Raw genomic sequence first — 26,043 nt, 5'->3', positions numbered from 1 at the left:
TGGGTTGGGGGGGGGTTGGGAAGGGTGTTTTCCTCTCTGGAAAAACCACCCCCGAACCGTCAGCACAATCAGCTTCGGGGTGCCCACGCACCGCCCCCGGCGCAATGTCGCCCCCCAGGGCGACGAGCCGCCACCGCCCCCCCAGACCCCCTCAGTTATCCAACAATTCATTCACCAGATTCAACTCCGGAGCAGTCCTGGTCGGCTGAAAATGGATGATCTCGTAACTAGCCAACCCCCCGACCGCGAACGGATCCCCCGCCAGAATCTCGTCCAGCCGAGCCCGCTCCATCGGCCGGGTGATGATCACCCCGCCAGTACGCGGGTTCTGCCGTCCCGAGGCCAGGAAATGCCCCTCCTCGTACTGCTTCGCCAGCCATTCGCTGTGGTCCGGAAGAGCGCGGTCGATCTGGTCGAGCGGCGCGGTGTAAGTGAGCACGACGACGAACATGGTTCGAACCGTAGCCCGGTGCTAGGCTCCCCGCATGCGTTTCCAGAGCACTCAGTGGTGGCCGCCCTCCGGCGGCCCCGAAGCTCTGCGCTAAAACCAGCGAAGGCCGCCCCGGTGGGCGGCCTTTTCCATGTCCGCTCCCGGGGCTCAACCCCTCCAGGGAGAGGAAAATCCATGGTCCAGCTGTCCGGTATCACCCCGTCCGGTCACGTCCAGCTCGGCAACCACCTCGGCGCCCTGCGACGCTGGGCAGCCGAAGGCGGCCCGGACGATCTGTACTTCGTGTCCGACCTCCACGCCATGACCACCGCGCACAATCCGGCGAAGTTGCGTTCGCTGGCGACCGAACTGCTCGCCGTGCTGGTGGCGGCGGGGATCGCGCCGGAACGCGTATTCGTGCAGTCCGACCTGGCCCGCGAACTGGGCGCGCTGACCTGGGTCCTGGAGTGCACCTGCTCCTACGGCGAAGCAGCCCGGATGATCCAGTTCAAGGAAAAATCCAAGGGCCAAGCCGGAGTCCGGCTCAGCTTGCTGACCTACCCGGTCCTGATGGCGGCCGACATCCTGCTGCAGGGCGCGGACGAGGTGCCGGTCGGCGAGGACCAGCGCCAGCACGTCGAACTGGCTCGCACACTCGCCCGCCGATTCAACTCCACCTACGGCGAGGTCTTCGTAGTCCCGGAAGCGACATTGCCGCCCGCGGGCGCACGGGTGAAGGACCTGGCGGAACCGACCCGGAAGATGTCCAAGTCCGCCCAGGACTCCGCAGGCGTCGTGTTCGTACTGGACGAGCCAGACCAGATTCGCCGCAAGATCCGCAAAGCGCGAACAGACGGCGATTCAGTCCCCGCCTACGACCCGGAGAACCGGCCAGGCATCTCAAACCTGCTGGAGATCCTGGCCGCGTGTACCGGCGGCGACCCCGCAGAGCTAGCCGAGAAGTACCCCTCCTACGGCGTACTCAAAGACGCCGTGGCCGACGCGGTGATCGAGGAGTTGCGTCCGGTCCGGGAGGGCACGCGCGCGTTGCTGGACGACGTCGCTGAGTTGGAGCGGGTTCGCAAGGCTGGCGCGGAGCGGGCGATCGACCGCAGCTCGCACCGAGTGTCGTCGGCGCTGCGGATGGTCGGGGCTGCTTGAAGGGCCTCGTGAGTGCTGGTTCTACGCGGAATCAGCACTCACGAGGGCATGCAGCGCGGGAAGCAAATCCCGGTCCGCCGGAAGCCAGTCCAGGTCGTCCAGTTCGTCCTCGCCGACCCAGCGCAGCGCCGTATGTTCCACCGCACGCGGCTCGTCCCCGGGAGAAAGCAGCGCGGCCGCATACACGCGCAGCACTTTCCCGCCCGGCAGCGGGATTTCCGGGCCGACCCGATCGCCGACGGTGACCACCACGTCCAGTTCCTCGTGGCATTCCCTGGCCAGCGCGAAGGCCTCGGTCTCGCCCTCCTCGACGCGTCCGCCCGGCAGTTCCCACTGGCCCGCGTGATGCGGCGGCCAAGCCCGTTGCTGGGCAAGAAGCTTGCCGTCGCGCACCAGTGCCGCCCCGACGATGACCGCGTCCATGCGCTCAGTCTCCCCCACCGGATTCACCGGTCCGCGCCCGCCCGCCAGGTGACCTCGAACCGCGCGCCGCCGTCCGGCGATTCGCCGACCCGGACCCCGCCGCCTCGCCTGCGCACCGTTTCGGCGACCATCGCCAGGCCGAGGCCGGTTCCGCCGGAGGACCGCGCCCGGTCGTCGGACACGCGATAGAAGCGGTCGAACACCTTGCTCCGGTGCTCGGGCGCGATGCCCGGGCCGTCGTCGTCCACCACGACGCGCACCTTCGAGCGCGAAGCCAGCACGGACACCACGATCTGCCCGGACGCGTACCGGCAGGCGTTGCGCAGCAGGTTGTCCAGCACCAGTTCGACCTCCTGGTGCGCCGCCGACGCCCACGCCTGCGCCACCGCGCTGCTCACTCGCGTGTCCGGCGCCCCGGACGGCAGCCGCCGCACCGCCGCGCGGACCTCGGACACCACCTCGACCGGTTCCGCGGGCGGCACTTCGCCCGCGTCGGACCGAGCCAGCGCGAGCAGGCCGTCGAGCAGGCCGGACAGCCGTTCGGACTCCTCGAGGATGTCCGAAAGCGTCTCCTGCGCCAGCTCCGGATCCGGATTCGTCACGGCCACCTCGGCCTGCACCCGGATCGACGCGACCGGTGAACGCAGCTCGTGTGCGGCGTCGCCGGTGAACCTGCGCAATCGCTGGCTGACCTCTTCCTGGCGTTCGAGCAGTGCGTTGAATTCCTCCGCCAGCGCGCGCATTTCGTCGTGCGACGTCGGCAACGGCAGCCGCGAGCCCGGCGGCAGCGCGCGCACCAGCCCGCGCATCCGCGCCACCGGACGCAGCGCGAGCCGGACGACCAGCCAGGTCGCCAGCCCCGCGACGAGCGCTCCGACCAGCGCGACGACGACCAGCCACAGCCCGCCGTAATGCACCGCGGCGGCGAAGCCGACCAGCCCGGCCCCGGCGATGACCAGCCGCTGGCTGCCGTTCGGCGTGCTGACCACCTGGCCGCGCCAGCGCGATCCGTCCGATTGCACCGGCTCGCCCGCCTTGAGCTGCGAGACCTCGTGCTCGGTCAGCGCGGGCCGCGCCTGGCCGTCCACCGGAGCCCCGGAAATGTCCAGCACCCGCACCGAAACCGGATCCGCCGAAGTGAGCGGCTTCCCGGCGGAGACCTCGCCGGTGGCCGGGACGAGCGCGGCGGTCAGCTCCTCGTCGACCGAATCAGTGAGCAGCGGATCGAGTTTGTTCGCCGCCAGCGCGGCGAGGCCGAGAAGACAGCCGAGGGTGATCGCCGCGGCCAGCATGGTGATCCGGACCTGCAGCGAACGGCGGCTCCACCACGACGACGGCGAGCCGGTCACCTGACCTCGTCAAGCTGGTCGTCGGAGGCGAGATAGCCGTGCCCGCGCACCGTCCGCAGGATCGAGCCCGCGCCGGCCGCGTCGAGCTTGCGGCGGACGTAACCCACGTACACCTCCACGAGATTCCGCGTGACGGCCTGTTCCTCGCCCCACACCGCACGCAGCAACTCGTCCTTCGTCACGACCGTCCCCGCGCGGCCGACAAGCACTTCCAGCAAGCCGAATTCGCGCGGGCTCAACGGCACTTCCTGACCGTTCCAGCGCACCTGCCGCAGCGCCCGGTCGACCTCCAGCGCACCGAGTTTCAGCGCGCCGCGCGAGGCGTCCGGCCCGGCGCGCCGCAGCACCGCCCGCACCTGCGCGACCAGCACGACGAACGAAAACGGCTTCACGAGGTAGCCGTCCGCGCCGAGGTCGAGGCCGTCCGCCTGGTCGATCTCGCCGTCCTTCGCCGAAACCAGCAGCACCGGCGTGGCCACGTTCTCCGCGCGCAGCTGTTCCAGCACGCGATAGCCGGACAAGCCGGGCAGCATGATGTCCAGCAGCACGACGTCGAACGAACCGGTGCGCGCGAGCTGCAGCCCGGTCGGCCCGTCCGCGGCGGTGACCACGTCCATGTCCTCCGCGCGCAGGCCGCGTTGCAGCGCCTTGCGCACACCAGGTTCGTCGTCGACCACCAGCACCCGAGGTTTCACGATCCTCATCATGGCCGGTTTGTGCAGTTGACGCGCGCACTCTCAGTGCCATCTCAGCTGAGCGGGCCGAACATTCAGGGGTATCTCAGCCTCGGCAGGGGAACGTCTGCACCGGGAGCCGGGCCCACCAGAGCCCGGGAACACAGGGAGAGACGAGATGGATCCGAAGAAGAAGGCCATCACGGCGGCCGTAGTCGGCACCGCGCTCGGCGTGGGCGGGCTGGTCGTCGTGGCGATGCCCGCTTCGGCGGGGGACGCGCCGAAGCTGCCGCAGGTCAGCGCGGAGGACCTGGTTCAGTCGGTGGTCACCGCGAAGCCGGCGGCGTTCGACGGCACGGTGACGGTGAGCAACGACCTCGGCCTGCCGAAGATGGCGACCGGCGCGATCCCGGGGGCAGGTGCGCTGGGCGTCGACTCGGCGCAGGTGTTCAGCGACGGCACCGGCAAGACGAAGGTGTCGCTCACCAAGGGGCAGGTGCAGGAGACGATCGTCCACAACGGCAACACCGTGTGGGACTACGACTCCAAGACCAACAGCGCGACCAAGACCACCATCCCGGGGGACGTGGCGACCAAGCGCGATTCGTTCGAGGGCAAGCCTGTCGACCCGTCCACCGCGGCGAAGGAACTGCTCGCCAAGGTGCGCGAGAGCAGCAACGTGGCGGTCGACGGCACGGCCACGGTCGCCGACCGGCCGGCGTACGAGCTGGTCCTCACGCCGAAGCCGACCGAACGCACGCTGCTGCGCGAAATCCGCGTGGCGATCGACTCGCAGACCCGGATGCCGCTGCGGCTTTCGGTGCTGAGCAACGGAACCACCGCCCCGGCGCTGGAACTGGCGTTCAGCAAGATCGAGTTCGCCGACCAGTCCGCCGACCTGTTCGCCTTCACCCCGCCCAAGGGCGCGAAGGTGACCGAGAAGCAGGCCAAGATCGACGAGCGCGACAAGGCGCTGGCGAACGAGGCCATGCAGGCGACCAAGTTCGTCGGCGACGGCTGGGACACCGTCGTCACCGGCAAGGTGCCCGCGGACCTGATGAAGCCGAAGCAGGCACAGGGCGAGGAAAAGGGCGCTGACGTGCAGAAGATGCTGAGCCGGTTCGCCAAGCGGGTCAACGGCCCGTGGGGCAGCGGCTACCTCTTCACCACGAAGGTGGGCGGCGCGGTCCTGACCGACGACGGCCGGTTCGCCGCCGGCGCGGTCCCGGAGCAGGTCCTCTACGAAGCGCTGGGCGCCAAGTGACCAGCACCGCGGTCGAAACCGGGGCGGGCATCTCGGACGAGGTGCCCGCCCCGGCGGTCCCGCTGGCCGCGCGCACCCGCGGGCTGCGCAAGGTCTACCGCAGCACGATCGCGGTGGACCACGTTGACCTGGACGTGCCCGAGGGCGCCGTGCTCGGCATGCTCGGGCCCAACGGTTCGGGCAAGACGACCACGATCCGGATGCTGCTCGGGCTCGTCCGCCCGACCGCGGGCGAGGTCGAACTGCTCGGCCGGAAAATGCCGGAGGAATCCGCGCACGCGCTTCCGGATGTCGGCGCGCTGGTCGAGGGGCCGGGCTTCCACCCGTTCCTGTCCGGACGCGACAACCTGCTGCGGTTCGCCGCCGCCGAACCCCGGCTGGCATCGCCGGTGATCCCCGGCGCGGTCGACGCCGCGCTGGAGCGGGTGGGGCTGTCCGCCGCCGCGCGCCGCCGGTACAAGGGCTATTCGCTCGGCATGAAACAACGGCTCGGGCTGGCGAGCGCGCTGCTGGTGCCGCGCCGGATGGTCGTGCTCGACGAACCCACCAACGGTCTTGATCCGGCGGGTACCAGGGAGATCCGCCGCATCATCGCCGATCTGCACGCCGACGGCGTGACCGTGGTGGTTTCCTCGCATCTGCTCGCCGAGGTCGAAGCGACCTGCACGCACGTCGCGGTCCTGCAGTCCGGAACAGTGGTCGCCCAGGGGGAACTGGCTGACCTGCTGGAATCGGGGAACGCCGCGCTGCTGGTCCGCACCCCGGACGCCGAGCGGGCGGTGGAAACGTTGCGGGAGCACCGGATCGGGGCTCGGCTGACGCCGGACGGCATCCGCGCCGACCTCACCGCGACGCCCGCACCGCGGGTGCTGCAGGTACTCGTGCAAGCGGGGGTCGAGGTGCACGAGGCGACCCGGGCGCGGACCGGGCTGGAGGACCTGTTCGCGCGGTTGACCGAAGGGGAATCGGCGGCCGGCGAAGAATCCGAGGGGGACGCATGACCGCCATGGCTGTTTCGGTGCCGGTGAGCCGGACCGGGCACGACACGGTGCCGTTGTTCCGGCTGATCGCCGCGGAGCTGCGCTGGATTTTCCGCAGGCCGCGCACGCTCGCGGTGCTGGGACTGCTGGCGCTGGTGCCGATCGTCGTCGGGATCGGGCTCACCCTGGTCGGGCAGAACTCCGGGGCTGACGCTCCGGACGACAGCGGCGGCGCGCTGCTGGTGTCGGCGGTGAACAACGCGTTCGTGCTGCCGATCGCCGCGATGGTCATGACGCTGACGCTGCTGCTGCCGCTCGCGTCGGCGATGGCGGGCGCGGACGCGATCGCCGGCGAAGCCGCGCACGGCACGCTGCGCGGCTGGCTCATCGCGCCGGTGAGCCGGGGACGGCTGCTGACGGTCAAGGCGTTCGGCGTCGCGACGGTGTCGGTGGTCGCGGTGCTCGCGATGTGCGTGACCGGCGTCGCCACCGGGTTGATCATCAACGGCACGGATTCGCTGTTCACGCTGTCGGGCACCACGCTGTCGCTCGGCGAGGCGCTGCTGCGGATCCTGCTCGTCGGCGGCTGGATCGTGCTGCAGCTGTGGGCGGTCGGCGCGGTCGCGCTGGCGGTGTCGAGCTGGACGGAACACCCGATGCTCGTGGTCGCCTCGGTGCTGGCCGGGAACATCGTCTTCACCATCCTCGGCTTCCTCAGCTCGCTGAAGTGGCTGCACCCGTTCCTGCTCACGCGGAACTGGACGCTGGCCCCGGCTTCGGTCCTGCAGGATCCGATGTCGCTGTCGATGCTCGGCGAGGGTGCGGTCCGCGCGGCCTGCTACATCGTGGTCGGGCTTTCGCTCGCCTACGGACGCCTCGTCACCCGGGACGGCTGACCTGGGGGTTCAGCCCACCACGGCGATTCCGTCCGGATCCGGCGCGAGCCGGACGGAATCGCCCGCCCGGAAGTCCGCCCCGGCCGGGGCGATCGCGTCCACAGTGGACTCACCGCACCGGACGACCAGCCGCAGATGCTCTCGCCGGTGCACCGCCGCGGTCACTTCGCCGGGCACGCCGTCGTCGGCCACTTTCAAGCCGTGCGGGCGAAGTCCGAGCCTGACCGGGCCGTCGTTCACTCCCGAGAGTTCGACGGTGCCCAGCTTGGTCCGCACCACGCCGTCGGCCGCGGTGCCGTCGAGGAACGTCGTGACGCCGAGAAATCGCGCCACGCTGTCGTCCACCGGGTTGTTCCACACCGACCGGACCGCGCCCTCCTGCCGGATTTCCCCGGCGTCGAGGACAGCCACGCGATCGGCGAGCGTGAACGCTTCCTCCTGATCGTGCGTCACCAGCAGCGCGGTGATCTTGCTGCGCCGCAACAGATCCGCCAGGTCGATCGCCAGCTGCTCGCGGAGTCCAGCGTCCAAACCGGACAGTGGCTCGTCCAGGAGCAGCAACCGCGGTTCGGGGGCCAGCGCGCGAGCCAGCGCGACCCGCTGCGCCTGCCCGCCGGACAGCTCGGTCACTCGCCGCCGCTCGTACCCTTCCAGACCGACCAGTTTCAGCAGTTCCTCGACGCGCGCCGCATGCCGTTCGCGCGGAACGCCGTGCATCCGCAGGCCGAACGCGATGTTCGCGGCGACATCGCGGTGCGGAAAAAGCTGTCCGTCCTGGAACACCAGACCGAATTCACGCTTGTGCACCGGGACTGCGGCGAGATCGGCGCCGTCCCAGGACACCGAACCGGACGACACCGGCTCCAGGCCGGTGATCGCGCGCAGCAGCGTCGACTTGCCCGAACCGGACGGACCCAGCAACGCCAGCACCTCGCCGTCGGCGATGTCCAGTTTCGCGTCCCGGACCGCGGCGAACGATCCATAGTGGACAGTCAGATCCCGTACCGTTAACGCCATCAGAACTCCCCGACCGTGCTGCGGCCGCGGACCGAGCCGAACCGGTCGATCAGCGCCACCGCCACCACAGTCACCACCATGAGCAGGGCGCACGAGGCGTACGCCATCTGGTTGTTCAGCTCCCCCGGCCGGCTGATCAGCGTCGCGACCGCCACCGGAAGCGTCGGCGCGTCCGGCCGGGCGAGGAAGCTGGTCGCGCCGAACTCGCCGAGCGCGACGACGTACCCGAAGCCCGCCGCGGCCACCACCGACCGCGCGACCAGCGGAAAGTCGATCTCCCGCCACACCCGCGCCGGACTCGCGCCGAGCGTCGCGGCGGCCTGGCGCAACCGGACGTCGACCGCGCGCAGCACCGGCAGGATCATCCGCACCACCAGCGGCATGATCACCAGCGCCTGGGCGAACGGCACGAGCAGCGGCGACGTGCGCAGGTCGCCGGGCAGAGCGTCGAGGGTCACGAGGTAGCCGAAGCCGACGGTCACCGCGGACACGCCCAAGGGCAGCATCAACGCGACGTCCATGGTTTCGCCCATCCCGCGCGCGAGCGGGCCCGGCGAACGGCGAAGCGCCACCAGCACCACGCTGGCGACCAGGCCGACGGCCATCGCCAGCAGCGTCGCGTCGGTGGCCGCGGCGAGCGAATTCTGCGCCGCGATCCAGCCGGACACCTGCAACGCGCCGTTCTGGCCGACGGTGTTCAGCGCCCGATACCCGGCGAGACTCCAACCGTCCGATGTGGACACCGACTCGACGAGCAGCGACACGATCGGCGTCAGCAGCAGACCGAGCACCACGACCGCGGCACCGACCGTCCACCACTCCCCGCCGCGCGGCCGACGTGCGGTGACCTGCGCGGACCGCAGCTGCACCGCGTTCTCCCGCTTCCGTCGCGCCACCGCACCCAACACCAGCGCCGCAACGACGGCCGCGAACTGGATCAACGACAACGCAGCCGCACCGGAGAGGTCCAGCAGGTCGACGGTCCGGAGGTAAATCTCGGTTTCGAGTGTGCGATAGCTACCGCCACCGAGGATCAGCACCACGCCGAAACTGGTGGCGCAGAACAAAAACACGATCGCAGCGGCGGACGCGACCGCCGGGCCGAGCGCAGGCAGCGTCACCGACCGGAACGCTCGCCACGGCGACGCACCGAGCGCACGCGCCGCCTCGGTCGCGCGCGGATCGAGATGAGCCCACAGCCCGGCGACGGTGCGCGCGACGACAGCGACGTTGAAGAACGCGTTGGCCAGCACGAGCGGCAGCACGCCGCCGTCCGGCCAGATCGCCCGAAAAGCCAGGCCGACGACGACCGTCGGCAGCACGAACGGAACCAGCACGATCGTGCGAGCGAGCCCGACCCCGGGCAGCCGGACCCTCGCCAGGAGGTACGCCACCGGCAGCCCGGCGAGCACCGCGACCACGGTCGACGCGGCCGCGCTGGCCAGCGTGAACCCGGCGAGCCGCCACGTCTGCGGGTCGCCGAGCACGGTGTCGGCGCCGCCCGCGGAAAACCCCCGGCCGACGATCGCGACGACCGGCCAGGCGAAGAACACCACCAGGAACGCGACCGGCAGCAGGCCGAGCAGCGTGAGCCCGATGGTGCGCGCGGGGATCACGCGCCCATGAGCGAGCGCCATTCCCCGATCCACTTCTCCCGGCCTGCCTGCACCTTGTCCGCGGGCATGGTGGCCGGCGTCTGCGGCAACGGAGCCGCGGTGGCCCAGCCGGCGGGCAGTTCGACGCCCTGGCGAGCCGGGTAGACGTACATGTTCGCCGCGACCGTCGTCTGGAACTGCTGCGACAACAGGAAGTCGACGACCTTCTGCGCCTGCGGGACCTGCTTGCTGTTGGTCAGCACGCCCGCGTACTCGACCTGGCGGAAGCAGGTGTCGAGCAGCGCCTTGGTGCGCGGCTTGCCGTCCTCGCCGACCTCAGCGGCCGGGGACGAGGCGTAGGACACGACGATCGGCCGCGGGCCCTTGCCCGACGAACCGGAGAAGTCCTTGGTGTAGGCCTCCTCCCAGCCGCTGACTGTCTTGAGGCCGTTGTCCTTCAACTTCTGCCAGTAACCCTGCCAGCCGTTCTCGCCGTACTTCGCGACCGTGCCGAGCAGGAAGGCCAGCCCCGGCGACGCGGTGGCCGGGCTTTCCGCGACGGTCAGGTCCTTGTACTTGGGGTCGGCGAGGTCGTCGTAGGTCTTCGGCTCCGGAAGGCCCTTGCTCGCGAAGTACGCCGGGTCGATGTTCACGCACACGTCGCCGAGGTCGACGGCGGACAGCCGGTGCTGCGGGTCGACGGAGTAGCGCTGCGGGCCGCGGTCGGCCTCCGGGCTGGTGTAGGGCTGGAAGACGCCCTCGCTGAGCGCACGCGACGCGAAGGTGTTGTCGACCCCGTACGCGACGTCGCCGATCGGGCTGCCCTTGGTGAGCACGAGCTTGTTGGTGAGCGCACCGGCGTCGCCGGACTTGAGGATCTTGAGCTTGATCCCGGACTGGCGCTGGAAGGCGTCGAGCACCTCCTGCGGAGCGGCGAACGAATCGTGCGTGACCAGCGTGACCGTGGGGGTCTTCTGGTCCGTGCTCGCGGACGACCCGCCCGAGTCGCCGCCGGACAGCGAGCAGGCGCTGGCGAGCACCGAGACTGCGGCGAGGCCCACCACCGCGCGGACGGTCCGCGACATCATTCTTCCCCTCCTGCACTGCGCCGGATGAGGGAGAGCGATACGGCCTCCCTACGCCGGCATGATCCGGATCCAGGTGCGAACGGTCGCGGGCTTGCGGACCCGCCTCTCAGCCCGGCGTACCGGACTCCCGTGGCAATGCCGCAGCGTAGCCGACACCATGGAGTGATGACGCAGCTATTGAACGACTCGGCAGTGGAGCAGGCCCTCGGCACCGTTCCGGAATGGCGGCGCGAGGACGACACCATCGTGCGGACGACCGAGCTCCGGTCCTTCCCGGCGGCCATCGAAGTGGTGGACCGGGTAGCCGAACTCGCCGAGGAAGCCGACCACCATCCCGACATCGACATCCGCTGGCGCACCCTGACTTTCCGCCTCAGCACCCATTCCGCGGGCGGCTTGACCGAACGCGATTTCGCACTGGCCAGGCAGATCGACGAGGTACTAGCGGCCCGCTGACCAGGTGTGATGTCGGCAACGATGGCAACATGCTCGGCCCCCTCGCGCGTCTTCCGGACAGACGCGAAGGAAGGAGGCCAGCATGGTTCAGGCAGTCGTGGTGGGAATGGGTTCGTTCGCCCTGATGGTGGCCGCCGCGGGAGGGGTGCTGTGGCACACCGCGCGCACGCGACGTGACCTTGATCACAAGCGGTAACAGTGAGCTAGATCAAGGCGCTATCCCAGCGGAATCGTCGGCACTCGCCCCCGCTAGGACCCGCCATGAACAGCACATCCGCCCAGCTCACCGCCGCACAGCGCACGTGGGTCGCGGTGTTTTCGACCGCTGTCGTCCTCGTGGCGATGGTGGTGCTCGGCCTGCTCGGCTGAGCCTTACGGCAGCGGGAACATCCGGATGAACCAGAACATGGCGATCCCGATGAGCCCGAGCGCGATCGACGCGCAGCCGGTCACCCCCATCCCGGTCGGCCCCTCAGGGACCGACTCCGCCGGGTTCGCGGGGTTCACCGCCACCTGAAGCGTCGCGCCCGCACGCGGCGTTTGGTAGCTGACGGTGTCGGACGTGCCGCCGTAGACCCGGCCGTCCGGCCCGCGGTACTCGTACCGCGGGTAGTAAAGCGACGGGCTGTCACTGTCGGACCCGCCTCTGCGCCGCTCGTACCCCGTCACCGAGGCTTGGGTCCTCGGCCACACCGCCAACGCCACCTTGCGCCGCCGGGCTTTCCTCATCTGCACCAGGGCGGCGACGACGAGGGCGAGCATGAATGCGCCCCAGATGGCATAAAGAACGATTCGCACGGGGCCATCTTCGCCGGACAAGCGGTGCGAGGGGGACGTTTCGCCGAAACTACCCCACGCGGGTCAGGCGTCCCTGGCCGGGACCGCCCATTTCCGCTAACCGATCCGGAACCGCTCTCGGTATTCGTTAGGCGTGGTATTTAACGTCCGCCGAAAAGACCGATTCAAAGTCGAAACAGTTCCGAAGCCGCAAGCTCCAGCAATCCGCGACAACGTTTCATCAGTCGTCTCCAGTCGATGTCGCGCCGCCTCGACCCGCGCGTGCTCAACGTAAGCGGCGGGCGTCATCCCCAACTCCGCCTTGAAGACCCGCGTGATCTGCCGATCCGTCACGTGGGCGTGCGCGGCGAGATTGGCGACTGTCAACGGATCCGCCAAATGCGCGGCAATGTAGTGCCGCAACTCGTCGACGCGCCGGGTCGCGGACACCGGCTCCAGCGACACGCTGAACTGGCTCTGCCCACCCGGCCGCCGCAGGAACATCACGAGCTGACGAGCCACCCGGGAGGCCAACTCCGGACCGCAATCGTCGGCCACCAACGCCAGCGCGAGGTCAAGGCAAGCGCTCAACCCGGCCCCGGTCCACACCCTGCCGTCGCGGATGAAAATCGGGTCCGCGTCGACAGTCACCTCCGGATGCTCCGCGGCGAGCTGCCGGGCAGTCGACCAATGCGTCGTAGCGCGTTTGCCGTCAAGCAATCCCGCCGCCGCGAGGATGTGCGCACCAACGCAAACGGATGCCACCCGGCGCGTCTGCCCAGCCAGCCGCCGCACCTCCTCGACCACCGCCGGATCGCATCGCGCGACGATCTCCCCGTTCTCCCCGGCCGTCACCGCACCCGGCACGATCAAGGTGTCGATCGCCTTCCCGGACAGCTCCGCGAACGTCACGTCCGGCAAGACCCGCACCCCAGCCGAGGTCGTCACTGGCTCCAGCGTCTCGGCCGCGAGCACCACCTCGTACCCCGTCGGACGGTCCATTTCCCGCTGCAGCAAGGAAAACACCTCAGCGGGCCCGGTTACGTCGAGCAGGTCGATCCGATCGAACAGGACGACGACCAGCAGTCTCTTCATCCACGCCCCTCATGTCGGTTTCTGCGTCTTGCATGTCATTGCCGACATCCGGATCCGAGTCTAGCGTCGATCGTGCGGAACAGAAACGAGAGGAAACCCCACCATGGCAAGGAAAACGCTGCGGGAGCTGAACGGTCTCGACCAGACCCCGGCGACGCTGGCCGACGCGACGCTGATCCTGGTCGACTACCAGAACACCTACACCCGCGGCGTGATGGAACTGGAAGGCTGGCAGCCCGCGTTGACCGCGGCTCGGCATTTGCTGGCCAAGGCCCGCGCCGCCGGAACGAAGGTGATCCACGTCGTCAACGACGGCGGCGAGGGCACGCCGTACGACATCCGAACCGAGATCGGCAGCATCCATCCCGACGTCGCCCCGATCGAGGGCGAACCGGTCGTCGTGAAGGGCGCGCCGAACTCCTTCGTGAACACCGACCTGGGCTCGCGGGTCGACGCGGCCGGGCACAAGAACGTGGTGATCGCCGGGTTCATGACCAACATGTGCGTCACGTTCACCACCGAAGGCGCATTCCTGCGCGGCAACCACCCAACCGTCGTCGCCGACGCCTGCGCCACCCGGCCGTTGCCTGGTCCGGGCGGGGAGGTTAGCGCTGCGCAACTGCACAACAGCGCGTTGGCGACTATTGGGGATCTGTATGGCGTGGTGGTTTCCAGTGCCGCTGAGCTGAACCACTGGCCTCGTCAGTAATCGTTGAACCCCGCGACGACCTCGCGCACTACTCCGTCGGCGTCCGGAGTGCCGTAGAAGTAGACCGATCCGTATCCCCAAAGGTATTCGTCGATCACGTCCTCAAGCTCGCCCTCGTCCAGCCAGCCTTCTTCGTTGACCTGAAAGAGAAATCAATGCCCGTCGGCGCACAGGGTGTCGGCGTAGCTGGGTTCGTTTTGAATCAGCACCGGCTCGTCCCCGAACTGGACCAGCGCGATCGTGTCTTTTGCCGCCTCGGAAAGCGCCGCCGAGCAGGGCCCCAGCCACCCCAGATCGGCTCGCTCACCGCAGGGCGACGGTGCGTGCACGCATCGCCATGTCCGGGTATTTGAGGTCGCTGTTATCGATGTCGAATCCGTTGCGCAGCAATACGGAAACCTAGCAGCCCGGAGACCACGGAACCGCGGGGACAGTCAGCAGATAGCGGTGCGTCGCAAGGAGCTCATGCGTCTCGATCGCAACCGGCGGTGCGCCGCCGAGACGTCCCCCGTTCTCGCGGTCCGGCAAGGACGGGGTGAAAGCACGAGCATGCGGCGATCTTACGGGCGCGCGGGTCAGAGTTTGTCGGCGAAGAAGGGGACGATCGTCTTCAACGCCTCACCCGCGCCGTTCGAACAGTCATAGTGCGAAGCCGTCCAGTTCGAGGAGCGTCTTGTCGGGGGACGCAGCCCGTTCGTAGATCTCACGACCGTCTCGGTGGGCACCGAACGCGCCTTGCCTGTTGGCACCGGCGACCGACCCAACCGAGTTGAAACGCTTCTCAGTCTTCGCCGCCGCGAGCGTGTACTCGCCACCTCCGCAGATGCCAAGCACTCCGATCCGGTTGGCGTCGACGTAGGGCAGGGTCGCCATGTAGTCGACGACGCGGCTGAAATCCTGGACACGCTGGACAAGTCCTCAAGAAACCGCAGTTCGCCCCGCTCGTACCCTGGAAGCCGGCGTTGAACGGGATGGCACATTCCCGGCCTCCGCGAGGCCGAGACGTAGACGTTGTCGGAGGCCTGGTCCTTGCAACTGCGACCCCAATCGCTAGATAGGCCTCGGGCTTGTCGAAGCCCGGCGGGAAGTGCAGACCCGCCGAGATGTCCCAGTACATGTCGCGATTGCGAAACTTGACGTGCTCGACGGTGGCCATGAAGCCTAGTCAGCCAAACCCGGGGCGTTTCCTGGTCTGACCTCCACCCTCACTCGCGGCACGCGAGGCGTGCCAGTTCGTGTTCTTTCCTGGGAAGGATCCTTTCAAAAATGACTTTTGAGATCGCTGCCCTCGACTCACTCCAGTCGTAGTAGACCTGACCGGACCAGACAACGAGACGAACGTCTTCACCCCTCGACATGTTCGCAGAAGCCAGTCCACTTCATCCGGTCCTACGACTTCACAAGCGGATCATCGATTACGACGCAGAGTTGTCCTCAGCCGACTCGTCGTCGTTTGCGATCTCCTGCCAGAGCGTCTCGGCGATCTCCACCAGTGTCCCCTCGCCAGGCACCTTCCACTGTTTGGGGCCTTGCACGGCGCTCCACTGTTCTTTCCAATCTGCCGCATTCCACATCTGGGAAACCAATCCAGTCGGGGAGTATCGCTTTCCGTCGGCTTCCCAGAGAATCGGGGCCTTCCGATCGTTCACCCAACTGGCCCGGCGCCGACGAGGATCTGCGTCAAGCCACGCACCGATGGCCGCTTCCTCCGCGGCGCTAGGCGCGTAGACGAGCGGAGTGCCAGCACTGATTGCATCGTTGTCAACGAGCAGACGCACCGTCTGCGGCCGACGTTGCCGCCTCAGCCCACTGTCCGCCATGAAGGCCTTAAGATCCGTCGATGCGGCCAGTCCGGTACTGTCCCGAGAGACACTCAGAACCGCCTCGACCAGACGCTCGCAACGCTCTTCATTGGCGAAGGTGCTAGTAACGAAACTCTTGCTGGTGAAAAGAGTGTCGACCATGGGGATGAGGTAATTGAGCACAGCACTGACCTCATCGGGCACTCCAGCGAGCACGTCGGCCCACTCGTCGTCTGACTCGTCGAACCGAGCTTTGCCTATCCGCTGGAACACCAGATGAGCCACCAGCAGACTGCCACTGTCCACGATGGCGGCTGGACGCCCTGTGAATCTCGTACGCAGCCCGGTCAGTTGATCCCGCACCAGCCGGAAGACCTCTACGGCGCGCCAGATCTGCTGAGCGGTCGGCTGCTGACCGAACAATCGTGTGTAAGCGCCCCCCGGGCCTTCCTCCCACAATACATTCGTGGAGCCCTTGACTCGGACCGCGAGGGACGAGTCCCGGTGCATGCAGGCGAGAGCCATGGCCGCTTCCGTGACCGAGCAACCCGACTCGGGGGCCGGGTCCAGTTCTCCTCTCCGGAAGACGTACTCTTTATCCAGGGAGAGGCGGAAATCCTTCTGAATCTCGCTTTGGACGGTGTCGATCGCGATAAAGTCCCGGCGCTCCATGTGGTTCTGCGTGTTGGTGGCCTTGGTTATGGAGCGTCCGAAGTCCTCCGGCGCCCCTTCTAGCGAAATGATTCGCACCAGGACATAGGCCTCAGCGACAGCTTCGGGATCCCTCTCATACGCCCGGGAGGCCGACGACACCGTCTGAGCACCATTGACCACGCTGGCGTTGTGCAAGGTGAGGGTGGTGGGCTGGCCGACCGCCCGTTTGGCGTGATACTCCTGCTCGACTCGGTCGCACTGAACCGTGATGCCGTTGTGACGGTAGAGGAACCCTTCTGGGTCCTCCAGCATCGACTCCACCATGGTCTGGTTAACCCCAGTGAGGCCCAGAGATTTGCGGACGTTGCGGTCGTAGAGACGCTCGCCGTGGCCTCTCACATGGTCATGAGCTTCGTCGCCGCTCCGGCCACCGTACCACCACGCGAGCTGATCGGCGCTTATCTCCCCGATCACCGCCTTATACGGTGTTTCGCGACTGTACCACTCGCGGTCCATGGTGGCTTTGAGCGTGATGGGCTGCGGCTCCAGGTCCTCCAGGACCGCCCGGTGGAAATCTTCCTGATCCAGGACGCGATATTCGACGGTCCGGCCGCGGCCGCCGAACTCATCGGCCGCTTCTCTCAAGATGTTGCGAGTTTCGAGAGAAAGGTTGCCTTCTCCTACAAGCGCGACGACCAGGTGAACTTTACATGTGGGCAGCCTGAGAACACCATGCACACGGTCGGCGAGCAGTTGCAGCCGTTCGTTGAAGTCGTCGAGATCGCGGTTGTCGAGTTTCTTCAGCCCATGGACTAGCTTGAGTGCAGCCTCTGTGTCGAAGCCAGCAGTTCCCTTATCGCTCCACTTGGCCTGGATCAGCCAAAGTTCGGATCCTGAGGCGGAAAACGCGACGCAGTCGATGCCGAAATCGGCCCGGCCGTCGATCACCCACTCCGCCGCGTCGTCTGAGGTGCAGTCCGCGAGAATACGCGCCGCCTTCGCTGAGACAGCCCTTGACAACAGAGCCCTTTCGCGCTCTTTGGGGTCCTTCTTCCCGAAGTCCTCCATGGAGATCAGTTCCGCGAACTCCCTCAGCAGCGCGCTTTTGATGTGCTGCACCTCAAGGGGCATCTCCCGTGCGCCCTTACCCATCCGCGCTCCCAACCCCACTTCTCGACGATAGTGTTGAGGATATTGAAGCAGAAACCGAATACGTTCCCGCCGTTCTCCTGCGCGAGTCCCCACGCCAAGCAGAGCAGACAACACGGTGCCTGCTTCGTCCTGCAGAGCTCTAGGGCCCCTGCGAGACGAAGCAAGCCAACTCCGAGGGCTCCGCGGTACACCTGGAACCGGCCGCATCATCCCTCGACGTCCGGTTTCGGCCTTTCTGCCTCGACTCATATCGCCAAGGACGGTCACGCCTCTACCACAGCGGATACGTGACGAGCCAAGGCGCTATACAGCCTGTCTGCATCTGGTATAAGGCGAATACGGCTCCTCGATCCAGAGCTGAACAGACCTCGCTCGTACGGACCGGATCTCACTTGATCTGCACTTTTGCCAGGCCAGCGACGAGTGACGTGTCAGCCGCCGTTAGACGTTGAAGCGGAACTCCACCACGTCCCCGTCCGCCATCACGTAGTCCTTGCCCTCCATGCGGACCTTGCCCGCCGAGCGCGCGGCCGCCATCGAGCCCGCCTCGACCAGGTCCTCGAACGACACGACCTCCGCCTTGATGAAGCCGCGCTCGAAGTCCGTGTGGATGACGCCGGCGGCCTGCGGGGCGGTCGCGCCCTGCGGGATCGTCCAGGCGCGGGATTCCTTCGGACCCGCCGTGAGGTACGTCTGCAGGCCGAGCGTGTGGAAACCCGCGCGGGCCAGTGCGTGCAAGCCCGGCTCCAGCTGGCCGACGGACTCCAGCAGCTCGCGCACGGACTCCTCGTCGTCCAGCTCCAGCAGCTCAGCTTCGACCTTCGCGTCGAGGAACACCGCGTCCGCCGGCGCCACGAGCTTCGCCAGTTCCTCGCGGCGCGCCTCGTCGGTGAGCACGGCTTCGTCGGCGTTGAAGACGTACAGGAAGGGCTTCGTGGTGAGCAGGCTCAGCTCGCGCAGCGCCTCGACGTCGATGTCCTTCTGCGCCTGGAACAGCGTGCGTCCGGCGTCGAGGATTTCCTTGGCCTTCTGGGCGTTTTCGAGCGCCGGCCGCGCTTCCTTCTTGGTGCGCGCCTCTTTTTCCAGCCGCGGCAGCGCCTTCTCCAGCGTCTGCAGGTCAGCGAGGATGAGCTCGGTGTTGATCGTCTCGATGTCGGACATCGGGTCGATCCGGCCGTCGACGTGGACCACGTCCGGATCGTCGAACACGCGGATGACCTGGCAGATCGCGTTGGCCTCGCGGATGTTCGCGAGGAACTTGTTGCCGAGCCCCGCGCCCTCGGAGGCGCCCTTCACGATGCCTGCGATGTCCACAAAGGACACCACAGCGGGCACGGTCTTCTCCGACGAGAAGATCTCGGCCAGCCGGTCCAGCCGCGGGTCCGGCAGCGGCACGACGCCGACGTTGGGCTCGATCGTGGCGAACGGGTAGTTCGCGGCGAGCACGTCGTTGCGCGTCAGCGCGTTGAACAGGGTGGACTTGCCGACGTTGGGCAGGCCGACGATACCGAGGGTGAGACTCACGACCGGTAAGTCTACGTGCCGCGCGCGGACCGCCGCCGACCCGGTAACGTCGTGTCGGTTTTCCGCCAGTCAGGGCTCCCACCTGCTGGCATCATCGACGGCATGGCTACCTCGACCATCCCGATCTGGCGCGACACCGAGCGCTGCTACCGCGCGGTGACCGCCCGCGACCAGCGGTTCGATGGCCAGTTCATCATGGCCGTGCGCACCACGGGCATCTACTGCCGCCCGTCCTGCCCGGCGCTCACGCCGAAGGCGCAGAACGTCCGCTTCTACCCCACTTCGGCGGCCGCGCAGGCCGGTGGCTTCCGCGCGTGCCGACGCTGCCTGCCGGACGCGGTCCCGGGTTCGCCGGACTGGAACGTCCGCGCCGACCTGGCCGCCCGCGCGATGCGGCTGATCTCGGACGGCCTGGTCGAACGCGAGGGCGTGCCCGGTCTGGCCCGCCAGCTCGGCTACTCGGAACGTCAGCTCGGCCGCGTCTTGACGGCGGAGCTGGGCGCGGGCCCGATCCGCCTCGCTCGAGCACACCGCGCCCACTCCGCGCGGCTGTTGATCGAGATGTCGCAGCTGCCGCTCACCGACGTCGCGTTTGCCGCCGGGTTCTCCAGCATCCGGCAGTTCAACGAGACGATCCGCGAGGTGTTCGCGACAACGCCGTCGCAGCTCCGCGCGGCTTCGCTTCGCCGCGGAAACCGCAATGAACCCAGCGGCGCGACGCGGCTCAGCCTGCGCCTGCCGTTCCGTCCTCCGTTTGATGCTGAAGGCGTGCTGAACTACCACGCCTCCCGGGCGTTGCCAGGCATCGAAGCCGTCTCGGGGGATGGGTACGGCCGCACCTTGCGGCTGCCGCACGGCCCAGGCTCGGTGTGGGTCAGCCCGCGCGCTGGCTATGTGCAGTGCGACCTGGCGCTCGCGGACCTGCGCGACCTAAGCAGCGCCGTCAGCCGAGTGCGACGCCTGTTGGACCTCGACGCCGACCCAGAAGCCGTCTCCCGCGTCCTCTCCGCCGACGCGGCACTGGCCCCGCTGGTCGCCGCCGTCCCCGGCATCCGCGTGCCCGGCGCTGTCGACGGCCCGGAAGTTCTACTCCGCGCGCTGCTGGGCGAGGACGTCGCCGACGTCGTCGAACTCGGCGAGCCAGTCCCGCCCGCCGATCCGCCCATGGACACCCTGACCACCCTCTTCCCGACCCCGGCCGCCATCGCCGAATCGGACGTCAAACCGCTGGTCAAACAGGTCGCCGCGGCCATTGTCGCCGGTGACCTGGACCCGCACGTCGGCCGCGACGCCGACGAACTGCGCGCCGAGATGCTCTCGGCCGGCGTCGACCCCGCCACCGCCGACTACGTCGTGATGCGCCTGCTCGGTGCCCCAGACGTCCTGTTGACCGCCGACCCCGCCGTCCGCCGCGGCGCGGCCGAACTGGGCATCGACCTGACGACCTCCGCGCGCGACTGGCAGCCGTGGAGTTCGTACGCCAGCCGCTATCTCAGTTCCCGAACCGCTTGAGGAGACTTTCCCCGTGCACACCGCTTTCTGGTCCACTTTGGACACTAAGATCGGCCCGTTCACCGCGGTCGTGACCGGCGACGGCGCCGTACTGGCCTCCGGCTGGACGGGCGACGTCGCCGAACTGACGCCGCTCATCTCGCCGTCCCTGGCCCCGACGGCCCTGACCGAACGCCGCGACCTGGGCCCAGTAACGACCGCGATCCGCCGCTACCACGGCGGCGACCTCGACGCCGTCGCCGACATCGAGGTCCGGCAGCGGTCCGGCCCGTTCCGCGAGCACGCGTGGGAGATGCTGCGCAAGGTTCCCGCGGGCAGCCCAGTGAGCTATGCGGAGTACGCCGCGCTCTCCGGGAACCCGTCCGCGGTGCGTGCGGCCGCGACCGCCTGCGCCCGCAACGCGGCAGCGCTGTTCGTGCCCTGCCACCGGGTCGTCCGAACCGGCGGAGCGATCGGCAACTTCCGCTGGGGCGTGAACGCTAAGCGGTGGCTCCTGCACCACGAAGAGTCCGCCTGACGGTTCGTGCAGGACCGGGCGGGTCTGGCCGGGCCGGGCGAGGTCGGATCGGGCCAGGTTCGGGCGCATCGGGCCGGACCGGACCGGGCGAGGCCGGGCCGGGCCACGCCGGGTTCGGGCGCGTCGGGCCGGGCCAGGTTCGGGCACGTCGGGCCGGGTCCGGGCGGGCCGGACCGGACCCGGGCGAGGCCGGGCCAGACCGGATCGGGTCGGTTCGTGTCGGATCGGGTCAGGTCGGCTCGGGCCGGGTCGGATCGGGCCAGGTCGGACCGGGTCAGGCCGAACCAGGCGAGGTAGGGCCGGGCGGGCCGGAGCGGGCGGGCCGGGGCCGGGGCCGGGGAGCAGGTTGAGTTGGCCGAGCCGAGGCCGCCGGGTCGGGGCAAGCCAGGTTGAACCGGCCGGGTCGGCGAGCACGGCGGAGGCGACCGAGCCCACGCGGCGCGCGGCGGAGCTGGCTGGACAGGTCAGCCGATAACCGCCAGTCTCCGTCAACCGCGCTCGGCTCGCGCCGCGCCTCGCTGTTGGTCCTGCGCGACCAGCCCGGCCGTCACCCACCGCCGCTTCCGCTGATCCAGCCGCCCAGCAAGCCCAGCCATCCGGTCACGCGGCCAATCCATCGGCAACCCGGCGCAGGCCCGTTGAGTTCTCGTCAAGCCATCTGCAGCTCCACTCTCGACCCGGTGCGGGACTTCCGCACCCGCAGCCGCGTGGGGATGCGCTGGCGGAGTTCCTCGACGTGCGACACCAGCCCCACCACGCGGCCGCCTGCGCGGAGTTCGTCGAGGATGTTCATCACCACGTCCAGCGTTTCGGCGTCCAGGGTGCCGAAACCCTCGTCCACGAAGAGGGTGTCGAGCAGCGCACCGCCGGTTTCGCCTGCCACCACGTCGGCCAGGCCCAGCGCGAGCGACAGCGACGCGAGGAACGACTCGCCGCCCGAGAGCGTCTTCGCTGGGCGTATCGCACCGGAGTAGTCGTCCAGTACGTCCAAGCCGAGACCGCCCCTCGTGCCGCGCGCGCCGGCCGCGTCCGAGTGCACGAACGAATAGCGGCCCTGGCTCATGGTCCGCAGCCGGGCGGTCGCCGCGAGCGCGACCTCTTCGAGGCGGGCAGCCAGGACATACGAGCGCAGCGACATCTTCCGCGCGTTCTGTCCTCGTCCGTTGACCACTTCGGACAGTGCCCGCAGTTCGGCGTACTCCTCTTCCAACGGCCGCAGCTCCGACAGCGCCGTGCTCAACCGTCCGGCGAGCTTCATCAGTTCTCGGTGTTGCGCCGAAACCGCTTGCTGCGAGGCAAAAGCGGTGTCCGCGCGGGCCCGCGTCTCCTTCGCCCGCTCGGCCAGCGGAGCGACGTCCACCACATCGTCCGGCGAGATTCCGAACAGTTCCGGTTGCGCGAGCATTTCCCGCGCACCGGCGGCCGTCGCTTCCGCCTCAGCGAGGCCCTGTTCGAGCTTCATGATCTGCTCGTCGGTCCGTACGGCGGCGCGCATTTCCTCAAGGGTCGCGAATCCCTTGGCATGCAACGAGATTTCCACCAGATCCCGCTGCTCCGCCAACCGGGCCTCCGCTCCGGACACCGCGGCGTGCGCCTCCGCCGCCAAATCGAGCGCACCGGCGAACGTGAGCAAATGCTGTCGCCGGGCGGGAACGTCCGGGAATTCTCCCCGGCCCGCGACCAGCCGCTGCTCGCGTTCGGCCATCCGCTCGTCCAGCGCGCGGATCTCGCTCTTCGCCTCGGTGACTGTCTTCTCCGCGAGACGGTGCTGTTCGGCCACCTGCTCGGCACCGCGCTCCAGTTCAGCGACCTTCGCGTTCAACTGGTCCTTGCGCTGCGCCTTCCCGGAGAGTTCCGCGACGACCGCGCGGGCTTCGGTCAACGCGGTCGCGATCTCCTCCGCGGTGCGTCCGTCCAACCTTTCACGCAAGGAGACGACCCGCGCCTTGGCCTCTTCCAAGGCGGACACCACTCGCTGGCGTAACGCCGACGCCTTCTGCTCGGCTTCTTCGGCAGCGCGTTCTTCGGCCGCGTCCACCAGCGGCGCGTCATGATTCGCCGGTGCTGGGTGTTCAGCCGACCCGCACACCGGACACGCTGCACCATCGGCCAAGCCAGCGGCCAACTCCGCTGCCATGCCGTCGAGACGCCGTTCGCGGAGATCCAGCCGGCGTTGCCGAGCCGCCTGGTGCTCGTCGACCACTTCGCGCAGTTTCGCCTCACCGCGCGCGACCCGGGCTTCAGCTGGCGGCAACTCCTCGGCTGCACGAGTGAGCGCCGTCAGGTCGTCGACACGCGATTTCGCACCGTCCAGCTTCGCTGCCGCTTCTCCGGCCACCGTCGCTTCGGTACGCGCAGCAGCGATCAGGCCGGGCAGCTCGGCTAACCGCTCGGCGAGCCCAGCAACCTGCTCGGCAGCTTTTTCCGCGACCTTCTGCCGCTCCGCTCGGCGTTGTTCGTCGCTCTTCTGCTGGTTCGCTTCCGCGGCCAACTCGGCGAGCGCGCCCGCCTCCTCGCGAACGGAACCCGCGCGCTCGCGAAGATCGGCGACCGCGAGCCCGACCGCGTCGAAACCGAGGTCGGCGAGGTCCCGGATCCGATCCGCCACCAATACCTGCGCATCACCGAGTTCGGCCGCGCGGCGGTCCATCAGCTCAGCTTCCGGAACCACCGCGGCGGCGCGCCGAGCCGCCGCGATCTCTTCCGTCCACTCAGCACGTTCCGCCGCCTGCTCGGCGATCTGCGCCAGCCGAGTGTGCGCGGTGCGGACCCGGCGGATCTTCTCCGCGTCCTCCTCCGCCTCACGCAACGCGATCTCAGCGGACTTCGCCGCCGATCGTGCTTGCGCCGCCTCGGTTTCCGCAGCGTCAGCCCGAGCAGCGATGTCCGACAGGACCGCCTCGACCCATTCCGGCTGCCCTTCCTCCGGCGGTTCCTGCTGCGCTTCCTGGGCGTAACGGGCGAGCAGCTCCCGGACCTCCTGCTGCCGCTTTTCCAGCGCACGGCCGCGTTCCGCGCGAAGATCCGCGAACCAGCGCTCGACGTCGGAGAACCGCTCGGTGCCGAAAAGCCGTTCCAGCAGCTTCTCGCGCTCCGTGGTGTCGCTGCGGAGGAACTTCGCGAATTCCCCCTGCGGCAGCAGCACTACCTGGAAGAACTGCGCAGCCGTCATGCCCAGCAGCCGCTCAACGGTGCGCGCCACCTCGTCGATGCGGATGCTTCCGTCCGGCGGCAGCCCGGCGGGTGGTTCGCCGACCCAGGTCAGCGAAACCCGGGCCTGCTGCGTGGTGAATCCGTCGCCACGTTTCTTCGGCCGCTGGTACTCCGGACTGCGCACAATCCGCAGCCGCTGACCCTGTACGGTCAGCTCCAGCACGACCTCCGTCCGCCGATCAGGTTCGGCGAGATCGCACCGCAATCGCTTGACGTCGCCGCGCGCGCCCGGCACCACGCCGAACAACGCGAACGCGATCGCGTCGAGCAGCGTCGTTTTGCCCGCGCCGGTGTCGCCGTGGAGAAGGAAAAGACCGTCGGTGCCAAGGGCATCGAAGTCCACTACCTCCCGGCCCGCGTAGGGGCCGAAGGCTTCCACCTCCAGCAGATGCAGTCTCACAGCTTCTCCACCGCCGCCCGGTTCGCTGCTTCAAGCGCCAGGTGCACCAGCCGCTCCTCGCGTTCGGTCGGCGGAGCGCCGCGGCAGTCGTCGAGGAAACTGCGCGCGATCTCGATGTCACTGCGCCCGCGCACCGCCTCGGCGTACTTCAATTCAGTGCCGGCGACCCCGCCGTCGGGCCGCCAGTCCATGTGCACCGCATAGGGAAAACGGTTCTGCAGCAACCGCATCGCGTCGATCGGGCGCACTCGATCGGTGACGGTGATCGAGAGGAAATGCTCGCGCCATTGCTCGTGGTCCGGGTCCTCGAGCAAAGCGGCGAGCTCGCCGGAGAGCGTCGCGAGCGGACGCGGCACGGGCACCTCATGCCGGTGCACCTCGGCCAGTCCGGTGGCGTCGAGGTCCACGAACCACACCGATTTCCGTTGCCGCGCTTCGGAAAACGAATACGCCAGCGGGCTTCCGGAATACCGGAGGTGTTCCGCGAGCGTCTGCGGTCCGTGCAAGTGCCCGAGCGCGACGTAGTCCACGCCGTCGAACACCGAGCCGGGAACCTGCTCGACCCCGCCCACTGCGATGGTCCGTTCCGATTCGCTGGCCTCGCCCCCGGTGACGAAAGCGTGCGCCAGCACTACGGATCGAGCGCCTGGACGATTGGCCAGATCGTCCCGCACCCGCCGCATCGCCTCGCCGAGCACGCCGGTGTGGCCGCGCGCCTCCGGCACGCCCAATGCGTGCCGCGACGGCTCGGGTTCGAGATACGGGATGCCGTAGAACGCGACCGGACCGTGTTCGTCGTGCAGCACAACGGGTTCCGCGATGCCTTCGACGGTCGCGCGGACGTGCAGCCCGCCCGCCGCCGCGAATTCGGCGAACGCGCCAAGCCGCGCGGCCGAATCGTGGTTGCCCGGCGTCACCACGAGTTCCGCGCCTGCCCGGCGGATCCGGGTCATCGCGGCCGTGGCGACGCGGACAGCTTCGGCGGACGGCACCGCTCGGTCGTAGATGTCACCGGCCACCACCACGACGTCGACCGACTCGCGGTCGACGAGTTCGGCGATGTGCGTGAGGGCGGCCTCCTGTTCGGTAAGCAGATCGGCGCCGTGGAACGTGCGGCCGATGTGCCAATCAGAGGTATGGAGGACTCTCACGGCGACCACGTTAGGAGCAGACCCCGACGAAATCCGGGAGGCACGCCGGTACCCCACTCGAACGTGTGTACGAAACCGATGGGGCCACTTCGGACACGCCCAGCCTCGAATCTGGAAAGTCGCAGGTCAGCTACACAGCGCGACCACGGGTGCCGGTTTTTGTCGGTGGGGTCCGCCATGATGTCTCGCGTCCGGACACCCGCC

Annotated in this window: 21 protein-coding genes, 1 pseudogene and 1 riboswitch; of the genes and pseudogenes, 8 read left to right on the top strand and 14 right to left on the bottom strand. The window is 68.5% G+C overall.

What is annotated here, in order from left to right; translation table 11 throughout:
• Positions 1–151 precede the first annotated feature (151 nt).
• A complete protein-coding gene (locus ACZ63D_RS10025) occupies positions 152–451 on the bottom strand; it encodes a YciI family protein (RefSeq protein ID WP_465353939.1) in 300 nt (99 codons plus the stop codon).
• A gap of 174 nt (positions 452–625) precedes the next feature.
• Between ACZ63D_RS10025 and trpS the strand changes: the two genes are divergently transcribed.
• The gene (trpS, locus tag ACZ63D_RS10020) at positions 626–1,591 is read left to right on the top strand and encodes a tryptophan--tRNA ligase (protein ID WP_465353938.1); all 966 of its coding nucleotides are present in this window, start codon (positions 626–628) and stop codon (positions 1,589–1,591) included.
• Between the two features lie 21 nt (positions 1,592–1,612).
• Here the strand turns inward: trpS and ACZ63D_RS10015 are convergent, their stop codons facing one another.
• The 3 genes from ACZ63D_RS10015 to ACZ63D_RS10005 are packed head-to-tail and all read right to left on the bottom strand — an operon-like array spanning position 1,613 to position 4,070.
• Positions 1,613–2,014 (bottom strand): (deoxy)nucleoside triphosphate pyrophosphohydrolase, encoded by a 402-nt coding sequence (locus ACZ63D_RS10015; protein WP_465353937.1) that lies wholly within the window; start codon positions 2,012–2,014, stop codon positions 1,613–1,615.
• Between the two features lie 23 nt (positions 2,015–2,037).
• Complete coding sequence (locus ACZ63D_RS10010; RefSeq protein WP_465353936.1) at positions 2,038–3,363, bottom strand: sensor histidine kinase; 1,326 nt, start codon at positions 3,361–3,363, stop codon at positions 2,038–2,040.
• On the bottom strand, positions 3,360–4,070 hold the full coding sequence (locus tag ACZ63D_RS10005; protein ID WP_465353935.1) for a response regulator transcription factor: 711 nt from the start codon (positions 4,068–4,070) through the stop codon (positions 3,360–3,362). The genes ACZ63D_RS10010 and ACZ63D_RS10005 overlap by 4 nt, the downstream gene beginning before the upstream one ends.
• 145 nt (positions 4,071–4,215) lie before the next feature.
• Between ACZ63D_RS10005 and ACZ63D_RS10000 the strand changes: the two genes are divergently transcribed.
• From ACZ63D_RS10000 to ACZ63D_RS09990, 3 genes are read left to right on the top strand one after another with little or no spacing between them, the layout of a single operon-like run.
• Positions 4,216–5,301: a LolA family protein gene (locus ACZ63D_RS10000; RefSeq protein WP_465353934.1), complete on the top strand. Its 1,086-nt coding sequence runs from the start codon at positions 4,216–4,218 to the stop codon at positions 5,299–5,301.
• Positions 5,298–6,302 carry an ABC transporter ATP-binding protein gene (locus tag ACZ63D_RS09995; RefSeq protein ID WP_465353933.1) on the top strand — a complete coding sequence of 335 codons (1,005 nt, stop codon included), beginning with the start codon at positions 5,298–5,300 and terminating at the stop codon, positions 6,300–6,302. Before ACZ63D_RS10000 ends, ACZ63D_RS09995 begins: the two co-directional genes overlap by 4 nt.
• Positions 6,299–7,177: an ABC transporter permease gene (locus tag ACZ63D_RS09990; protein WP_465353932.1), complete on the top strand. Its 879-nt coding sequence runs from the start codon at positions 6,299–6,301 to the stop codon at positions 7,175–7,177. The genes ACZ63D_RS09995 and ACZ63D_RS09990 overlap by 4 nt, the downstream gene beginning before the upstream one ends.
• Before the next feature lie 9 nt (positions 7,178–7,186).
• Here the strand turns inward: ACZ63D_RS09990 and ACZ63D_RS09985 are convergent, their stop codons facing one another.
• Genes ACZ63D_RS09985 through ACZ63D_RS09975 form a run of 3 tightly spaced genes read right to left on the bottom strand, consistent with a single transcriptional unit; the run spans position 7,187 to position 10,874 of the window.
• Positions 7,187–8,194: an ABC transporter ATP-binding protein gene (locus ACZ63D_RS09985; RefSeq protein ID WP_465353931.1), complete on the bottom strand. Its 1,008-nt coding sequence runs from the start codon at positions 8,192–8,194 to the stop codon at positions 7,187–7,189.
• Complete coding sequence (locus ACZ63D_RS09980) at positions 8,194–9,831, bottom strand: ABC transporter permease (protein WP_465353930.1); 1,638 nt, start codon at positions 9,829–9,831, stop codon at positions 8,194–8,196. Before ACZ63D_RS09980 ends, ACZ63D_RS09985 begins: the two co-directional genes overlap by 1 nt.
• Positions 9,807–10,874, bottom strand: a complete 1,068-nt coding sequence (locus ACZ63D_RS09975) for a thiamine ABC transporter substrate-binding protein (RefSeq protein WP_465354739.1) — start codon at positions 10,872–10,874, stop codon at positions 9,807–9,809. The genes ACZ63D_RS09980 and ACZ63D_RS09975 overlap by 25 nt, the downstream gene beginning before the upstream one ends.
• A gap of 31 nt (positions 10,875–10,905) precedes the next feature.
• A riboswitch (TPP riboswitch) is annotated at positions 10,906–11,018 on the bottom strand.
• A 24-nt stretch (positions 11,019–11,042) separates the two neighbouring features.
• Between ACZ63D_RS09975 and ACZ63D_RS09970 the strand changes: the two genes are divergently transcribed.
• Positions 11,043–11,333 (top strand): 4a-hydroxytetrahydrobiopterin dehydratase, encoded by a 291-nt coding sequence (locus tag ACZ63D_RS09970; RefSeq protein WP_465353929.1) that lies wholly within the window; start codon positions 11,043–11,045, stop codon positions 11,331–11,333.
• Positions 11,334–11,705: 372 nt separating this feature from the next.
• Here the strand turns inward: ACZ63D_RS09970 and ACZ63D_RS09965 are convergent, their stop codons facing one another.
• The gene (locus ACZ63D_RS09965) at positions 11,706–12,131 is read right to left on the bottom strand and encodes a DUF3592 domain-containing protein (protein WP_465353928.1); all 426 of its coding nucleotides are present in this window, start codon (positions 12,129–12,131) and stop codon (positions 11,706–11,708) included.
• A 96-nt stretch (positions 12,132–12,227) separates the two neighbouring features.
• Positions 12,228–13,205, bottom strand: coding sequence for a GlxA family transcriptional regulator (locus tag ACZ63D_RS09960; RefSeq protein ID WP_465353927.1), 978 nt, complete (start codon positions 13,203–13,205; stop codon positions 12,228–12,230).
• Positions 13,206–13,308: 103 nt separating this feature from the next.
• Here ACZ63D_RS09960 and ACZ63D_RS09955 point away from each other — a divergent pair, with 103 nt between their 5' ends.
• The gene (locus ACZ63D_RS09955; protein ID WP_465353926.1) at positions 13,309–13,914 is read left to right on the top strand and encodes a cysteine hydrolase family protein; all 606 of its coding nucleotides are present in this window, start codon (positions 13,309–13,311) and stop codon (positions 13,912–13,914) included.
• Between the two features lie 639 nt (positions 13,915–14,553).
• On the opposite strand, the pseudogene ACZ63D_RS09950 reads toward ACZ63D_RS09955, so the two are convergent.
• The 3 genes and pseudogenes from ACZ63D_RS09950 to ychF form a co-directional block, all read right to left on the bottom strand.
• Positions 14,554–14,808 (bottom strand): annotated as a pseudogene (locus ACZ63D_RS09950) (acyl-CoA thioester hydrolase/BAAT C-terminal domain-containing protein); the annotation flags it as partial.
• A 521-nt stretch (positions 14,809–15,329) separates the two neighbouring features.
• Positions 15,330–17,522 (bottom strand): AIPR family protein, encoded by a 2,193-nt coding sequence (locus ACZ63D_RS09945; protein WP_465353925.1) that lies wholly within the window; start codon positions 17,520–17,522, stop codon positions 15,330–15,332.
• A 441-nt stretch (positions 17,523–17,963) separates the two neighbouring features.
• Positions 17,964–19,046 (bottom strand): redox-regulated ATPase YchF, encoded by a 1,083-nt coding sequence (gene ychF, locus ACZ63D_RS09940; RefSeq protein WP_465353924.1) that lies wholly within the window; start codon positions 19,044–19,046, stop codon positions 17,964–17,966.
• A gap of 102 nt (positions 19,047–19,148) precedes the next feature.
• On the opposite strand from ychF, the gene ACZ63D_RS09935 reads away from it, so the two are divergent.
• The gene (locus tag ACZ63D_RS09935; protein WP_465353923.1) at positions 19,149–20,558 is read left to right on the top strand and encodes a DNA-3-methyladenine glycosylase 2 family protein; all 1,410 of its coding nucleotides are present in this window, start codon (positions 19,149–19,151) and stop codon (positions 20,556–20,558) included.
• A gap of 13 nt (positions 20,559–20,571) precedes the next feature.
• The gene (locus ACZ63D_RS09930; protein ID WP_465353922.1) at positions 20,572–21,075 is read left to right on the top strand and encodes a methylated-DNA--[protein]-cysteine S-methyltransferase; all 504 of its coding nucleotides are present in this window, start codon (positions 20,572–20,574) and stop codon (positions 21,073–21,075) included.
• Positions 21,076–21,724: 649 nt separating this feature from the next.
• Here ACZ63D_RS09930 and ACZ63D_RS09925 read toward each other — a convergent pair.
• Positions 21,725–24,688, bottom strand: a complete 2,964-nt coding sequence (locus ACZ63D_RS09925; protein ID WP_465353921.1) for an AAA family ATPase — start codon at positions 24,686–24,688, stop codon at positions 21,725–21,727.
• The gene (locus ACZ63D_RS09920) at positions 24,685–25,839 is read right to left on the bottom strand and encodes an exonuclease SbcCD subunit D (RefSeq protein ID WP_465353920.1); all 1,155 of its coding nucleotides are present in this window, start codon (positions 25,837–25,839) and stop codon (positions 24,685–24,687) included. Before ACZ63D_RS09920 ends, ACZ63D_RS09925 begins: the two co-directional genes overlap by 4 nt.
• Between the last annotated feature and the right edge of the window lie 204 nt (positions 25,840–26,043).

It is taken from the genome of Amycolatopsis sp. NPDC104775 (genome assembly GCF_055583325.1).
This window is presented reverse-complemented; position numbering and strand designations above follow the sequence as displayed.

Bases quoted from the DNA above. Each gene is read 5' to 3' on its own strand.
- ACZ63D_RS09985 (WP_465353931.1), bottom strand. From the start codon at position 8,194: ATGGCGTTAACGGTACGGGATCTGACTGTCCACTATGGATCGTTCGCC.
- ACZ63D_RS09935 (WP_465353923.1), top strand. From the start codon at position 19,149: ATGGCTACCTCGACCATCCCGATCTGGCGCGACACCGAGCGCTGCTAC.
- ACZ63D_RS10015 (WP_465353937.1), bottom strand. From the start codon at position 2,014: ATGGACGCGGTCATCGTCGGGGCGGCACTGGTGCGCGACGGCAAGCTT.
- trpS (WP_465353938.1), top strand. From the start codon at position 626: ATGGTCCAGCTGTCCGGTATCACCCCGTCCGGTCACGTCCAGCTCGGC.
- ACZ63D_RS09955 (WP_465353926.1), top strand. From the start codon at position 13,309: ATGGCAAGGAAAACGCTGCGGGAGCTGAACGGTCTCGACCAGACCCCG.
- ACZ63D_RS10025 (WP_465353939.1), bottom strand. From the start codon at position 451: ATGTTCGTCGTCGTGCTCACTTACACCGCGCCGCTCGACCAGATCGAC.
- ACZ63D_RS10005 (WP_465353935.1), bottom strand. From the start codon at position 4,070: ATGATGAGGATCGTGAAACCTCGGGTGCTGGTGGTCGACGACGAACCT.
- ACZ63D_RS09970 (WP_465353929.1), top strand. From the start codon at position 11,043: ATGACGCAGCTATTGAACGACTCGGCAGTGGAGCAGGCCCTCGGCACC.
- ACZ63D_RS09980 (WP_465353930.1), bottom strand. From the start codon at position 9,831: ATGGCGCTCGCTCATGGGCGCGTGATCCCCGCGCGCACCATCGGGCTC.
- ACZ63D_RS10000 (WP_465353934.1), top strand. From the start codon at position 4,216: ATGGATCCGAAGAAGAAGGCCATCACGGCGGCCGTAGTCGGCACCGCG.
- ACZ63D_RS09975 (WP_465354739.1), bottom strand. From the start codon at position 10,874: ATGTCGCGGACCGTCCGCGCGGTGGTGGGCCTCGCCGCAGTCTCGGTG.
- ACZ63D_RS09990 (WP_465353932.1), top strand. From the start codon at position 6,299: ATGACCGCCATGGCTGTTTCGGTGCCGGTGAGCCGGACCGGGCACGAC.
- ACZ63D_RS09960 (WP_465353927.1), bottom strand. From the start codon at position 13,205: ATGAAGAGACTGCTGGTCGTCGTCCTGTTCGATCGGATCGACCTGCTC.
- ACZ63D_RS09945 (WP_465353925.1), bottom strand. From the start codon at position 17,522: ATGGGTAAGGGCGCACGGGAGATGCCCCTTGAGGTGCAGCACATCAAA.